Genomic DNA, 14,106 nt, shown 5'->3' with positions numbered 1-14,106 from the left:
GCGGATTATTGGCCATAACTACCACGGCGCGGGCTCGCGCCGAGCGGAGCGCGAGGGGATTTGACATTTGTTAACCCTCCCGGCCTGTGGTGGTCACTGCGCGGGGGGCTCTGCCGTAGTCTCACGCACCAGCCGCATGCCGACCAGCGTGTAGCGGGTCTCCGGGCTGTTCCAGTTGCGGTAGCCGCAGCGTGCATAGAGCGCCCAGGTGTGCCACGAGCCGCCCCGGCGCACACGCACACTGCCCTCGGCCGGACCGGTGGGGTCATTGCGTGGAGACTCGGCGTAGTAGGTGTCGCCATGCCAGTCGCCCGTCCACTCCCAGGCGTTGCCCAGCATGTCGTACAGCCCGAAGGCATTGGGGGCAAAGCGGCCTACCGGCGCGGTAAACGCGTATCCGTCGTTGCCCGCCAGCGCATGCTGGCGCCAGCGTGACCACTGAGGTGCCGCGGCCTGGTCGAAGGTGTTGCCTGCGGAGACCAGTTCTTGCGGGTTGTCACCATGCGGGTACAGGCTGCGGCCGCCCGCGCGGCAGGCGTATTCCCACTCCGCCTCGGTGGGCAGCCGGTAGCGGTGGCCCTCGGTGCGGCTGAGCCACTGGGCCATGGCCTGCGCGTCGTTCCAGGTCACGTTCACCACCGGATGATCCGGCCCTTGCGCAAAGCCGGGGTTGCGCCACGAGTAGCGCGGGTCGCGCCCCTCGAACGCATCGCCGCGCCGCGTGGTGGCCGGGTCGTAGGCGGGGTTGTAGCCATAACCCCCAGTGCCGTCAGCCTCAGACTCTGGCCGGTAGCCGGACGCCTCCAGGAAGCGCTGGAACTGCCCCACCGTGACCTCGTGCTGGCCAAGGTAGAAATCGCGGGTGATCCGCACCTCGTGCGCTGGCGATTCATCTGCCAGGTCGGTCAGGCGCTTGCGCTCCAGCAGCGGGAAGTTCTTTTCCAGCGTTTCGACGGGGGGCACGCCCCCCATCCAGAAGGTGCCCGCAGGCACACGGACAAAGGCCATGCCCAGGCTGTTGACCCAGGGCGACGTCACCGTGCCCGCCTGGGTGGACGGTGTGTGCTGGCAGCCTGCCAGCAGCGCGGACAGCGCCAGCAAGGCCGCACCGCTCGCCCAGCTGCGGCACGCTGGTGGGGCGGCTGGCCTCAAGGCTTGTCCTGCAACTCGCTCACGCATTCAAACACCAGACGCGAGCCATCGTTGCGCAACAGTTTGGCGTGCAAGGCCATGCGCTGGCATTCGCGGCTGGCCGCCGCATACGCCTGGGAAGTGTCGGGCCCATAGACCGGCACGCTGAAGGTGCGGTCGCGGCCCGAGGCCATGGGGCCTGAGGGGCCGTAGGGGTTGGTCGCATTGCAGCCCGCCAGCAGGGCCAGCACGGACACGGAGGCACACAGCAGTTTCATGGAAGTCTCCCAAGCCGATCAAAAGGCCAGTTTACGCACATGCCCGGTGGCTGCCCATAGGCGTTGTGCGAGGCGTCCGTGGCGTGGGGCATGCGTGTAAGCCCCCACTGTGCACGCGCAGGCACAGCCACTACAGTGGGCGCTGCATGCTCGGCTGCATGCAGCGGTGGAGGGGCGGGATGGCAAGTGCAAGTACGCGAGCACCGGTTACACAAGACGCCTGGCGGCCCTGGGCGTTGCGGGTACTGCTCGCGCTGGGCTTGCTGGCGCTGCTGCCCGCCTTGCCGGTGTGGACGCCGCTGCAGCGGCTGGAGCATGACCTGCTGGCCAGTTGGACCGCTGCGCCGCCGCCCGATGTGGGCGTCCTAGTGGTCGGGCTGGACGAACCCAGTCTGGCGGCGCTGAACCTGACCCCGCCCCTGCCGCGCCGCCTGCACGCGCAACTGGTCCAGGCCTTGTCTGCGGCGGGCGCCTCGGCGCTGGGCATCGACATGCTGTTTGCCGCACCCCAGTCCCCTGCGGACGATGCGGCGCTTGCGGCAGCCTTGCAAGGGCGTATGCCGGTGGTGCTGGCTGCGGCCGATGTGGCGGTGAACACCTCGCAGGTGGCGCAATACCGGCAGACCGTGCCCTCGGTGTTTCCCATGGCCCGCCAGGGCAGTGTGGCGGTGCAGCCGGACGACGATGGCGTGCTGCGCCTTGCACCCGCTCGGAGCGATGCCCTGTGGCAGGAGCTGGCGCGCAGCGGCAGGCGCAGTTTTCAGCCCCCACCGCCGGGCGCGCTGCTGCGCTACTACGCCCCCGAGGTCCCGCTGCCTTACGCCCACTACACCCAGGCGCTGGAGGCCGGCCAGGCGCTACCGGCTGCGGCCGTGCAGGGGCGCCTGGTGCTGCTGGGGCAGAACACGCCAGTGGACGGGGTTGATCAGTTCCCCACGCCCCTGCGTGCGCTGGGCGCGGGCACGCAGTCCGGCGTGCTGGTGCACGCCACGGCTCTGATGAACGGCTTGGCGGGGGACTGGGTGGTGCCCGCCCACCCGGCAGGCCCTTGGCTGCAGGCCATTCTGGCCGTGGGCTGTGTGGCCGCTTTGACCCGGCGCTGGCGCGGTGGGCGGGCGGTGCTGTTCAGCGCAGCATTGGCAGTGCTGGCCCTGCTGGGTGGGCTTTGGGCCTACCTGGCAGGGGTGTGGTGGACGGCGCTGCCCACGCTGGCGGGCGTGGCGCTGCATTTGAACGTGGGTGCAGCCGAGAGCTACTGGCGCGAGCACCGCCGCCGCGAACAGCTGCGCGCGGACTTTGCCCGCTACGTGCCTGCCGCTGTGGTCGACGCCCTGGTGGCCGACGGAGCCCAGCCGCAACTACATGGCGAGCGCCGCGTGCTGACGTTGCTGTTCTCTGACCTGGCAGGCTTCACCGCCGCCAGCGAGCACTTGCCGCCCGAGGCCGTGGCGCAGGCGCTGAATGCCTACTTCTCCCGCATGACCCACACGGTGCACCAGCACGGTGGCACGCTGGACAAGTTCATCGGCGACGCCGTCATGGCGTTCTGGAACGCACCGTTGCCTGATGCCCGGCATGCGGACCGGGCTCTGGCCTGCGCACTGGCCATGCAGGCCGACATGGTGGACCTGCGGGTCCAGTGGCAGGGCACACCGTTTGCCCAGGTGCAACTGCGCATTGGCCTGCACACGGGCGAGGCGGCGGTGGGACACCTGGGGTCGCATGAGCGCTTTACATACACCGCTGTGGGCGATGCGGTGAACACCGCCGCGCGGCTGGAGGGCGCCAACAAGGCCTTTGGCACAGGCATCTTGCTGTCGGGCGCCACACACGATGCGCTGCAGGCAGTGCCAGCGGGTGCTGCCCCAAAGGTCCCGCTGATGTGGCTGGACACCGTGGTGCTGGCTGGGCGCAGCACTGGTGTGGACGTGTACACGCCGTGTGACGACCCCGCGCTGGCCTCCATCAGCCACACGCTGCGGGACCACCTTCACGCTGCGCGTTGGGCGCAGGCTCTGCAATGCTGTGCTGATGCGTGCGCGCACGCGCCCGCACATGCCCCGCAGTGGCACGGACAGGCGCTACGCTGGCATGCCCGGGTGCATGCCCAGGCAGACACTGCGCTGGCGGACGGCCCTGTAGCGGGCGCCACAGCCGTATTCACCGCGCAGGCGCTGGACAAGACCTGATTCCCCGGCGCAAGACTCCCCCAGAGAGGCCCACTATGCCCATCCCTCCTGTGTCATCCCCGTCACGCCTGGTGTGGCTTACGCCGGTGGGTGTCGCCCTGTCGGCCTGGAGTGCTGCCAGTGCCAGCGCGCAATGTGCCGGTGTACCTCTGGCGCCTGACGCAGTGGCTGCGCAAATTGTGGCGCTCAGCGGCCAAGGCGAAACGCGCCCCCCCGGCACCGAGCCCTGGCTGCGTGCCACGCTCGCCCAGCCGTTGGGCCCGGGGGCAGACATGCGCACACTGGCGTTGTCATCCGCCGCATTGCTGCTGGCAGACCGCACGCAGATCCGCATGTCGGCCAACGCGCAATTGCGGCTGTGCGAGGCCCAGCCAGCGCGCACCCTGCTGGAACTGGCTGCGGGCCGGCTGTGGGCGCGCACCAAGAAGGCCCCGGCCAACCTGCAACTGCAAACGCCTGCGGCGCTGGCCGTAGTGCGGGGTACCGACTGGGACGTGGAGGTGGACGGAGCGGGGCGGACCACGCTCACCGTGCTGTCCGGCGCTGTGGAGTTGCGCAACGACCTGGGCAGCGTGCAACTGGGACCCGCCGAGCAGGGCGTGGCCGAGCCCGGCCAGGCGCCTGTCAAGCGCCTGCTGGTCAACCCCCGCGAGCGGGTGCAGTGGGTGGCCGCCTACCCGGGCGACCTGACGCGTTGGACCGAGTTCCAGCCCGTTCAGACGGCACCACCCGCTCTGGCAGAGGTTCGCACCGCATTGCGCGCGGGGCAATGGGCCCAGGCGCGTGCCCTGTTGCAGACGCTGTCGGCTCAGGGGAATGGTGGGGCCGTGGTCGAGCTGGCCCTGGCGGACCTGGAGGTGCTGGACGGCCAGCCTGACGCCGCGCAGCAGCGCCTGGCCTTGGCCTGGCGGCGCACGCAAGACCCCCGTACCGCTGCGGGCCGCGCCGCCCTGCTGATGGCGCTGGACCGCCTGCCAGAAGCGCGCACCTGGATGGATACCACGCGGGCCGCGTCGCCCGGCTTTGCGCCATTGCTGCAGGTCGACGCCGACTGGCACCGGCTGCAAGGGCAGGGCGACGCCGCCCTGGTCTTGTACCAGCAGGCAGTGGCCCACGCGGAGGATGATGCGCAGCGGGCCGCCGCCCTGGCAGGGCTGGGCCGCGCATTGCAAGAGCGCGGAGACCTGCGTGCGGCCCGCAGTGCACTGGCGCAGGCCGTGGCCCTGGCGCCAGACCAAGCGGCCTACTGGGGCGAAGCCGCCACGGCGGCCATCGAAGCCCTGCGCCTTGCCGAGGCGCGCACCGCCCTGGATGCCGCCCTGGCGCAGTCGGGCGACGACTACGTGGCCCTGGCGGCTGCCGGACTCCTGGCGCTGCGGCAAGGCGATGCCGAGGCTGCCCGCACCGCGCTGCTCAAGGCCTTGGTGATTGAGCCGCGATACGCCCGCGCACAGGTGTGGCTGGCGGTGGCCGAATACACGCTGGGCGAGCGCGCTGCAGCGCTGGACGCGCTGGACCGCGCCCGCCTGGCCGACGCGCGCGACCCGCTGCCCTGGCAGGTGGAGGCCATGCTGCGCAACGACAGCGGCGAGCCCGTGGCGGCCATGGCCGCAGCGCGCGAGGCGCTCACCCGGCTGCCCTACCTGAAGTCGCTCAACCCGCTGGCCTCGGACAGCCAGGGCTCGGCCAACCTGGGCAAGGCGCTGGGCGACTTCGGCATGGAGCACTGGGCGCGGGCCTACGCCAGCGCGTCGTACTACCCGCTGTGGGCGGGCAGCCACTTCTTTCTGGCCGACCGGTACGAGAGCGACTTCAGCCGCCGCTCCGAGCTGTTCCAGGGCTACCTCACCGACCCCACCGTGTTTGGCGCCAGCGACAAGCGCGCGCCGCTCCTGCTGTCTGCAGGCAGTGAATGGTCGATGGGCGCGAGCGCTGAACGCAACCCGCTGCGCCACAACGCCACGGCCGGTGTGGGCTACCGCGGCTTTGCCTCCAGCAGCGTGCCCGTGGCCTGGCTGGTGCGCGCCAACGACGTGCAGATGTGGCCCCGCGAAGGCCCCGCCACCACGCAGTACCGCCTGTCGTCGCCCGGGGTGGACCTGGCGCTGGGTGCGCGGCCCAACGAGAGCCTGACGCTGTTCGCGCTGCATGGTGACACCACCTTGCGCTATCGCTTTCCGCAAGGCCTGGACTTCGGCAACAGCATCACCTTCACCGGCGGCGCCGAGACGCACACCCGCCGCACCGACCTGGGCGCTGCGTGGCGCTGGTCCGCCGACAGCCAGACCTGGTTCAAGGTGCACAGCGGGCGCCAGACCTCCGGCCTGGTGCTGGACGATGCGCGCTGGGGCCCCCAGGACTACCGCTATGCCAGTGACGAGCAGGGCCTGTTCCTGCGCCACACCGTGTTGTGGGGCGCGCACCGCCTGAGCGTGGGCTGGGAGGGCGTGGACAGGGATACCGTCAGCGCGATCTCTGACCCCGGCATCACCACGCCGCGCACCAACACCGAGCGCTACCACATGCCCTGGGTGGCGGGCGAATGGCGCAGCGGTGCCTGGACCTGGATGGCCGAGGCGTACTGGCCCCGGTTCACCACCCGGCAGCGCGACCGTTATGCCGACACAGCGACGGGACAAGACCTGCTGCCCGTGCAGGACGACGGCGCGGCGCACCGCCACCGGCTGCTGCCGCGCCTGGGCGCCAGCCTGCGCCTGGGCCCGGGCCGCGCCCTGCACTGGGCCTGGCAGGAGAGCGTGCGAGCGCCCGGCACGCACACCCTGTCGCCCGTCGCCACGGGTGCCATTGCCGTGGACAACCAGTACCTGCTGGCGGGCAGCTACGCCCGCAAGCACGCGGTGCAACTGGACTGGGAGGCCAGCTCCACCACGTTCTGGGGCGCCAGCCTGTCGGGACAGCGCATCAGCAACCTGGTGGCCGCCAACGGTCGCCTGTTTGCGCAGAACACGGGGGCGCTGTTCGACAACGTGGCCACCATCGCCCCCGTGGTGCTCAATGCCCAGACCACGCTCAACACCTATGAGGAAACTCCTGTCTTCGGGCAGGGGCAGCTGGCGCAGGCCACGGTGTCTGTCAACCATTTGCTGGGCCCGCGCTGGAGCGTGTTGGGCAGCTACATCCACACCACATCGCGCAACACCGGGGCGGGTCTGGAGGGGCGTTGGCTGCCGGGCTTTGCGCGCCATGTGGTGCTGGGCCAGACCACGTGGCGGCACGAGGCGCGCAGCTTTTCGCTGCTGCGCCTGACCTGGCGCGGCATGCGCTACAGCGATGAGGCCAACACCGTGCAACGCGCCTCGGGCTGGAGCCTGGCCCTGGCCCATGGCTGGGAGTCGCAGGACCGGCGCTGGAGCTTCACCGGCACGGTGCAGACCGGGCTGCGCACCGGGGAGCGGCCCACGCTGTGGGCCCTGGTGCGGTACCGGGACTGAAGGGGCGCCCAGTGTGCAGAGGGCGCCTTTACCGGGTGATGGAAGGGTGTGTGAGGCCTTTTTGGCCGGTAGCGCTAGTGCGATATGCCCAAGTAGCTATCAAAAATGTAGCGAATAGGCGTTGAAAGGCGTACAAAAAAGAGCCCGCAGCCTTGCGGCTCGGGCTGTGTGTCTTGCACGCTGCGCTCGGTGGCGCGCCGGCTTATGCAGCGGCGGCCTCGGCCAGCGCCTGCAGGGCGGCCGTCACTTCGGCAGCTTCCACGCCGTCCACGGGGGCCAAACGCGGGGCCAGGGTCTGCAGGGCTGCGCTGTCCTTCTGCAACTGGGCAATCGCCTGGCCGGCCTCCTTGGGTGCGTCAAATCCCGTGCTCTGCAGCAGCAGGCGGCCGTCGGCGGCCACGAGCTTGAAGTAGAACTTGCCGTCGGCCTCGCGGTACTGCTTGAAAGCGGGCAGTGCGGCCTTGGCGGCCTTGGCCGGTTTGGCGGCTGTGCTGGCCTGCACCAGGCTGCGCAGGCCCACGGCGCTGCGCAGTTCGCGGATGAACGGCGTGGCCAGAGCGCGGGCGCGCTCGGCTCCAGCCAGCAGGGTCTGTTCGATGCGGGCGGGGTTGTGGATGAGTTCTTCGTACTGCGCGCGCATGGGGGCGATCACCTGGTCCACGCGCTCCAGCAGCAGGTGCTTGGCGTCGCCCCAGGCAATGCCGTCGGCATAGGCCTTGCGCAGGGCCTCGGTCTCTTCGGGCGTGGCAAAGGCCTGGTAGATCTGGAACAGGGCCGAGCCTTCGACCTCTTTGGCCTCGCCGGGCGCGCGCGAGTCGGTCAGGATGCCACCGATGAGCTTTTGAAGCTGCGCGCGCGAGCTGAACAGCGGGATGGTGTTGTCGTAGCTCTTGCTCATCTTGCGGCCGTCCAGCCCGGGCAGTGTGGCCACGTGGTCGTCGATGGCCGCCTCGGGCAGCACAAAGTGCTCGCCGTACAGGTGGTTGAAGCTGGCCGCCATGTCGCGGGCCATCTCGATATGCTGGATCTGGTCGCGGCCCACCGGCACCTTGTGGGCCTTGAACATCAGAATGTCCGCGCCCATCAGTACCGGGTACATGAACAGGCCTGCGGTGACACCGTCGTCATGCTCGCGCCCGGCGGCGGTGTTCTTGTCCACGCTGGCCTTGTAGGCGTGGGCACGGTTCAGCACGCCCTTGCCGGTCACGCAGGTCAGTAGCCAGGTCAGCTCGGGAATCTCGGGGATGTCGGACTGGCGGTAGAAGGTGACCTTTTCAGGGTTGAGCCCTGCGGCCAGCCAGCTGGCCGCGATCTCCAGCGTGGAGCGCTGGATGCGCACCGGGTCTTCGCACTTGATGAGCGCGTGGTAGTCGGCCAGAAAGTAAAAGCTCTGCACGCCGGGCGTGAGGCTGGCCGCCACCGACGGGCGGATGGAGCCGACGAAGTTGCCCAGGTGGGGGGTGCCGGTGGTGGTGATGCCGGTGAGAAAACGGGTGGTGCTCATGGGAAACAAAAACTCAGCAGATCAAATGAACAGGAAGTGGCGGGCTCACAGGCTGTGCTGCGCTCAGCGCAGCAAGGCCGTCAACGGGGTGAGCAACAGGTTGATGGCGGTGTAGCCCACGGCCATCAGGGGGCGCAGCCACAGCGTGCCCACCACCCCGGCGATCACCAGGCCCATCACGATGAAAAAGCCCCAAGGCTCGATGCGCGACACCATGTGGGCCTGTTTCCAGGGCAGCAGGCCCACCAGAATGCGCCCGCCATCGAGCGGCGGCAGCGGAAACAGGTTGAAGGCCCACATCACCAGGTTGACCATGACCCCGGCGCGTGCCATTTCCAGGAAGAAGCGCTCCTCAATCCCCGTGCCCACCAGCACCACGAGCAGCACGGCCCAGGCGATGGCCTGGATGAAGTTGGACGCGGGCCCCGCCAGGGCCACCCACACCATGTGCTTCTTGGGGTTGCGCAGATTGCCGAAGTTGACCGGCACCGGCTTGGCGTAGCCAAACAGGAAGGCGCCCGAGGTTGCAAAGTACAGCAGCAGCGGCATCAGGATGGTGCCGACCGGGTCAATGTGCTTGAAAGGGTTGAGCGTGATGCGCCCCATCATGTACGCGGTGTTGTCGCCAAAGTGGCGCGCCGCATAGCCATGGGCCGCCTCGTGCACGGTGATGGCAAACAGCACCGGCAGGGCGTAGATCAGAACGGTTTGGATGAGATTGGAGGTGTCCACGCCGGGATTGTCTCAGACGCCCCGCTGTCCCCGGCGTTGCCAGGGTGACCCGGCGGGTGTTCAGGCGCCCGGCGGCAACCGCGTATTGTGGGTTGTACGTATGCCGATGGGTCTCCAGGCTGGGTGTTCGTTGCTAGCATCAACCTCTTGCCCGCAGCCCGTGCCAGTTTGTGCAAGTTTGTGCCCTTTGGCGCGCAGCGCTCCGCGGCGGCCCCTCCCACAACGACATACAACAGGCCTGGAGACATTGAAGCCATGTGGAACAACTTGAAGATCGGAACGCGCCTGTTGCTGGCGTTTGGTGGCCTCGCACTCGTGGTGCTGCTGCTGATGGTGATGGCACTGTCCGGCATCGGCGGCGCCGAGCAGGCGCTGCAGGGCGCCACGCCCCCCGCCCAGGCGGCGCTGGCGCAGCTGCAAAGTGCGCGCACCTGGGTGATCGGTTGCAGTGTGGTGGTGTTTGTGCTGGCTTTAGTGGCCACGCTCAGCCTGCGCGCCAGCATCGTGGCGCCGCTCAACCAGGCCATCCTGATTGCCGAAACCGTGGCTTCGGGGGACCTGAGCCAGGAATTCAACTCCGACCTGGAGGGCGACTTTGGCCGCCTGCTGGGCGCGCTGGGCACCATGGAGGACACGCTGACCGACCTGGTGTCCCGCATCAAGCAAAGCACCGATTCGATCACGGCCTCTGCGGCAGACATTGACCATGGCAACACCGACCTGTCGCGCAGGGCGGAAGACCAGGTGTCGTCCCTGACCGAGACGGCAGCCAGCATGGAGCAACTGACAGCCACCGTGCGCCAGAACGCCGAGCGCGCCCATTCGGCCAGCGGCTTGGCCGTGCAGGCGTCGGCGATTGCCGAGCAGGGCGGGTCGGTGGTGGGCGAGGTGGTGCAGACCATGCAGGCCATCAGTGGCAGTTCGCGCAAGATCGTGGACATCATCCAGGTGATCGAGGGCATCGCCTTCCAGACCAATATCCTGGCACTCAATGCTGCCGTGGAGGCCGCGCGTGCCGGCGAACAGGGCCGGGGTTTTGCCGTGGTGGCCAGCGAGGTGCGCAACCTGGCCCAGCGCAGCGCGGTGGCGGCGCGTGAGATCAAGGCACTGATCAGCGCGTCTGTCGAACAGGTGGAAAGCGGCGCCGGTCAGGTGGGCAAGGCGGGCAAGACCATGGAAGAGATCGTCGGCGCTGTGGGCCAGGTGAGCGCGCTGCTGGGCGAAATCTCCACCGCCCTGCGCGAGCAGAGCGAAGCCATCAGCCATGTCAACGTGGCCGTGTCGCACATGGACGGCAGCACGCAGGAGACGGCCTCGCTGGTGCAGCATGCGGTGAGCACGGCGTCGGCATTGTCGGCACAAGCCCGCGACCTGGAGCAGGCGGTGGGGGCGTTCAAGCTCTGACGAATCCCTGAGCCGCTGCGCGGCTCTCCCCTCCAAGGCGCGCTACCGGCGGCTGAGTGAAGCCCGCTGCACGGCAGCGAATATATTGGGGGTGGCGCCGCTTCGGCGGGCTCTTACAGCCCCAGCGCTTGCAGGCTGCCCCGGCCTTCGCGCACCACCACCGGGTCGCCGCCCGTGCCCATGGGGGTCAGGTCCACCACCGTGGTGGGCTCCAGGGGGCAGGCCCCGGCATCGACGATGGCATCCACCAGCTTTTCGTAGCGCTCGCGGATTTCCTGCGGGTCGTTCAGGGGCTCGGTCTCACCCGCAGGGATCAACGTGGTGGCCAGCAGCGGGGCGCCGTGCAGCTCCAGCAGCAGCTGCAGGCCTTTGCGGTCGGGCACCCGCAGCCCAATGGTCTTGCGCGAGGGGTGGCTCACGCGGCGGGGCACTTCCTTGGTGGCTTCGAGGATGAAGGTGTACGGGCCTGGCGTGCCCAGCTTGAGCAGGCGGTACTGCCGGTTGTCCACCCGTGCGTAGTTGGCCAGCTCCGACAGGTCGCGGCACAGCAGCGTGAGGTGGTGCTTTTCGTCCACCTGGCGGATGCGGCGCAGGCGGTCCACTGCGTCCTTGTCGTCCAGGTGGCAGACCAGCGCATAGCTCGAATCCGTGGGCACGGCCACGATGCCGCCCTTTTGCAGCAGCAGTGCGGCTTGCTTGAGCAGCCGGGGCTGCGGGTTGTCGGGATGGGCTTCGAAATACTGGGCCATGAGGCAGGTTCTCAGTGATGCGTGGCGCTGCGCGTGGGTGCCTTGCCTGGTGGCAGGTCGTCCAGAGGGCGGCTGGCGCGCCTGCGGCAGCGCGGGGTCATCGCAAAATTCGGTCGGACAGCAGTTCCCACACGGGGGTCAATGCGCCGGGCAGCAGGGGCAACGTGCCCAGGTCGGTGTGCGACTCGTCGGGGCTGTGGAAGTCGCTGCCACGCGATGCGGCCAGGCCAAACTCCTGCGCCATGTCGGCGTAGGTCACGTACTCGGCTGCACTGTGGCTGCCCGTGACGACCTCGACCGCCCGGCCACCGTGCTGCTTGAATTCGGAGAACAGCGCGAACTCTTCATTGGCGCTGAACTTGTAACGCGCCGGGTGGGCGATCACCGCCATGCCCCCTGCCTGTGTGATCCAGCGCACGGCATCCCCCAGGCTGGCCCACCGGTGGGGCACATAGCCCGGTTTGCCTTCGGTCAGGAATTTGCGAAACACCTCGGAGGTGTCCTTGCACACGCCGGTTTCCACCAGAAAACGCGCGAAATGGGTGCGTGAGATGAGTGCCGGGTTGCCCACAAACTGCAGCGCCCCTTCGTAGGCGCCCTTGATGCCGACCTGGGCCAGCTGGGCCGCCATCTCCTGCGCCCGTTCGCCGCGCCCGCCGCGTGTGGCGGCCAGGCCCTGGGCCAGCTGGGTGTCGTCAGGGTCAAAGCCCAGACCCACGATGTGCACAGTGGTGTCGGCAAAGGTGACCGAAATCTCGGTCCCGGTGAGGTAGGCCATGCCTTGGGCGCGGGCGGCAGCGGCCGCACGGTGCTGGCCGCCGATCTCGTCATGGTCCGTCAACGCCCACAGCTCCACCCCGTTGGCCTTGGCCCGCGCGGCCAGGTCTTCGGGCGTCAGGGTTCCGTCGGAGACGACGGAATGGCAGTGCAGGTCGGCGTTGAGTATGGAGGTCACCGATTCATTTTAGGGCTTGTACTGATAACGCGCCCCACGGAATCCATTAACACTTGTTACATGCACATTTCGCCTGGCTGGCGGGTGTTCAGCCGGGTCGAACGCCGGCAGTGTGGTGGTTTTCCTTGGGCAAGATACAACAACGCGGAACCTCGGGGTTTTTGCAGAGCATCAGGAGCAACCATGAAATTCAATGACCTGCGCGTCGCCCACAAGATGTGGAGCGTGATTCTTGGTCTGCTGGCGCTGATGCTGGTGGCCGCCGTCTGGACCCAGTGGTATGGGCGGCAGGTCACTGCTGCGACCGAAGAGTCCGTCAACAAATACGAGTCCGCCATCACCACGGCGGTCAGCTGGCGTGGCCTGGCGGAAGTGGCTGTCACCATGTCGATGGCCGGGTTTGTGACCACCGACCAGGCGCTCAAGGCAGATTTTGATACCCGGGTGGCTGCACTCACCGCACGCATCACCCCGGTGCAGGAAAAGATCAACAAGGCGGCGGTGTCCCCCGAGGACAAGGCGGCATTGGCCGCGGTGGCCGCTGCGCGTGCCGATGTCCGGGGCCAGACCGACAAGCTCAAGGAGCTGACCGATGCGGGCGATGCCGCCGCCAAGCAGGCCTATGTGGACAAGGTTTACCGGCCCAAGGTGTTGGCTTATCTGGAGTCGATCGACAAGTTCGTGGCCGTGCAGGAGCGCCAGCGTGACGATGCGGTGCAGGCCGCACGTGCCACGCGCGGCAACCTGGTGCTGATCGGGGCTGCCGCAGCCATCGCGGTGGTGGCCCTGGGCATGCTGCTGGCGGCCCTGCTGGTGCGCTCCATCACGCGGCCGCTGGATCGGGCCGTGGTGCTGGCCGAAGCCATTTCGGCCGGGGACCTCACCCAAGACATTCAAGATGACCGCAAGGATGAACTGGGCGTGCTCACCCGGGCGCTGTCGGCCATGTCGTCACGGCTGCGTGGTGTGGTGAGCGAAGTGCGCCAGGGGGTGGATTCGGTCTCGTCGGCGTCGGTGGAGATTGCCAACGGCAACCACGACCTGTCGGCGCGCACCGAGCAGACGGCCTCCAACCTGGAAGAGACGGCAGCGAGCATGGAACAGCTCACGGCCACCGTGAGCCAGTCGGCCGACACGGCCCGCCAGGCCAACCAGCTCGCCGGCACGGCAGCCCAGGCCGCAGCGCGGGGTGGCGAAGTGGTGGGCCAGGTGGTCACCAGCATGCAGCAGATCACCGACAGCAGCCGCAAGATCAGCGACATCATCGGCACCATCGACGGCATCGCCTTCCAGACCAACATCCTGGCGCTGAACGCAGCGGTGGAAGCCGCCCGGGCCGGCGAGCAAGGCCGTGGGTTTGCGGTGGTGGCCAGCGAAGTGCGCAGCCTGGCGCAGCGCAGCGCCGAGGCGGCCAAAGAGATCAAGACCCTGATCAGCGCCAGCGTGGAGAACGTGGAATCGGGCTCGGCCCAGGTGGCGCAGGCAGGGCAAAGCATGCAAGAGATCGTTGCCAGCGTACAGCGGGTGAGCGACCTCATCGGCGAGATCACGGCCTCCTCGACAGAACAGCGCGATGGCATCGCGCAGGTCAACCAGGCCGTCACACACCTCGATCAGATGACGCAACAGAACGCGGCGCTGGTGGAAGAGTCCACGGCGGCAGCTGCCTCGATGCGTGACCAGGCACAGCACCTGGCGCAGGTGGTGTCGGT

10 protein-coding genes are annotated in these 14,106 nt (G+C 68.4%); 4 read left to right on the top strand and 6 right to left on the bottom strand.

What is annotated here, in order from left to right; genetic code table 11:
• Positions 1–93: 93 nt before the first annotated feature.
• Both ATF69_RS20895 and ATF69_RS20890 read right to left on the bottom strand, forming a co-directional pair.
• On the bottom strand, positions 94–1,101 hold the full coding sequence (locus ATF69_RS20895; protein WP_192418948.1) for a formylglycine-generating enzyme family protein: 1,008 nt from the start codon (positions 1,099–1,101) through the stop codon (positions 94–96).
• A 47-nt stretch (positions 1,102–1,148) separates the two neighbouring features.
• Positions 1,149–1,409, bottom strand: a complete 261-nt coding sequence (locus tag ATF69_RS20890; protein WP_015013035.1) for a hypothetical protein — start codon at positions 1,407–1,409, stop codon at positions 1,149–1,151.
• Between the two features lie 179 nt (positions 1,410–1,588).
• On the opposite strand from ATF69_RS20890, the gene ATF69_RS20885 reads away from it, so the two are divergent.
• Entirely contained in the window at positions 1,589–3,598 is a 2,010-nt protein-coding gene (locus tag ATF69_RS20885; RefSeq protein WP_158641499.1) for a CHASE2 domain-containing protein, read from the top strand.
• Positions 3,599–3,633: 35 nt separating this feature from the next.
• Positions 3,634–7,050 carry a FecR domain-containing protein gene (locus tag ATF69_RS20880; RefSeq protein WP_146872152.1) on the top strand — a complete coding sequence of 1,139 codons (3,417 nt, stop codon included), beginning with the start codon at positions 3,634–3,636 and terminating at the stop codon, positions 7,048–7,050.
• Positions 7,051–7,252: 202 nt separating this feature from the next.
• Here ATF69_RS20880 and ATF69_RS20875 read toward each other — a convergent pair whose 3' ends face one another.
• Positions 7,253–8,554, bottom strand: a complete 1,302-nt coding sequence (locus ATF69_RS20875) for a tryptophan--tRNA ligase (protein WP_056060893.1) — start codon at positions 8,552–8,554, stop codon at positions 7,253–7,255.
• Between the two features lie 63 nt (positions 8,555–8,617).
• Positions 8,618–9,286: a site-2 protease family protein gene (locus ATF69_RS20870; protein WP_056060897.1), complete on the bottom strand. Its 669-nt coding sequence runs from the start codon at positions 9,284–9,286 to the stop codon at positions 8,618–8,620.
• 255 nt (positions 9,287–9,541) lie between these two features.
• Here ATF69_RS20870 and ATF69_RS20865 point away from each other — a divergent pair, with 255 nt between their 5' ends.
• Positions 9,542–10,690 carry a methyl-accepting chemotaxis protein gene (locus ATF69_RS20865; protein WP_099729567.1) on the top strand — a complete coding sequence of 383 codons (1,149 nt, stop codon included), beginning with the start codon at positions 9,542–9,544 and terminating at the stop codon, positions 10,688–10,690.
• A gap of 113 nt (positions 10,691–10,803) precedes the next feature.
• On the opposite strand, the gene ATF69_RS20860 is transcribed toward ATF69_RS20865, so the two are convergent.
• Positions 10,804–11,439, bottom strand: a complete 636-nt coding sequence (locus ATF69_RS20860; protein ID WP_056060901.1) for an L-threonylcarbamoyladenylate synthase — start codon at positions 11,437–11,439, stop codon at positions 10,804–10,806.
• Positions 11,440–11,536: 97 nt separating this feature from the next.
• Positions 11,537–12,394, bottom strand: coding sequence for a 3',5'-nucleoside bisphosphate phosphatase (locus ATF69_RS20855; RefSeq protein WP_056060904.1), 858 nt, complete (start codon positions 12,392–12,394; stop codon positions 11,537–11,539).
• A gap of 183 nt (positions 12,395–12,577) precedes the next feature.
• Between ATF69_RS20855 and ATF69_RS20850 the strand changes: the two genes are divergently transcribed.
• On the top strand, positions 12,578–14,106 hold a 1,529-nt coding region (locus tag ATF69_RS20850; RefSeq protein ID WP_146872151.1), incomplete at its 3' end, for a methyl-accepting chemotaxis protein.

Origin of the sequence: Acidovorax delafieldii (genome assembly GCF_007993815.1) — a bacterium.
Taxonomy (GTDB): Bacteria; Pseudomonadota; Gammaproteobacteria; order Burkholderiales; family Burkholderiaceae_C; genus Acidovorax; species Acidovorax delafieldii.
The sequence above is the reverse complement of the archived record's forward strand: the minus strand, read 5'-3'. Positions and strand labels throughout refer to the sequence as shown.

Excerpts from the sequence above, each read along its gene's own strand:
- ATF69_RS20890 (WP_015013035.1), bottom strand. The coding sequence starts at position 1,409 with ATGAAACTGCTGTGTGCCTCCGTGTCCGTGCTGGCCCTGCTGGCGGGC.
- ATF69_RS20885 (WP_158641499.1), top strand. The coding sequence starts at position 1,589 with ATGGCAAGTGCAAGTACGCGAGCACCGGTTACACAAGACGCCTGGCGG.
- ATF69_RS20880 (WP_146872152.1), top strand. The coding sequence starts at position 3,634 with ATGCCCATCCCTCCTGTGTCATCCCCGTCACGCCTGGTGTGGCTTACG.
- ATF69_RS20875 (WP_056060893.1), bottom strand. The coding sequence starts at position 8,554 with ATGAGCACCACCCGTTTTCTCACCGGCATCACCACCACCGGCACCCCC.
- ATF69_RS20865 (WP_099729567.1), top strand. The coding sequence starts at position 9,542 with ATGTGGAACAACTTGAAGATCGGAACGCGCCTGTTGCTGGCGTTTGGT.
- ATF69_RS20860 (WP_056060901.1), bottom strand. The coding sequence starts at position 11,439 with ATGGCCCAGTATTTCGAAGCCCATCCCGACAACCCGCAGCCCCGGCTG.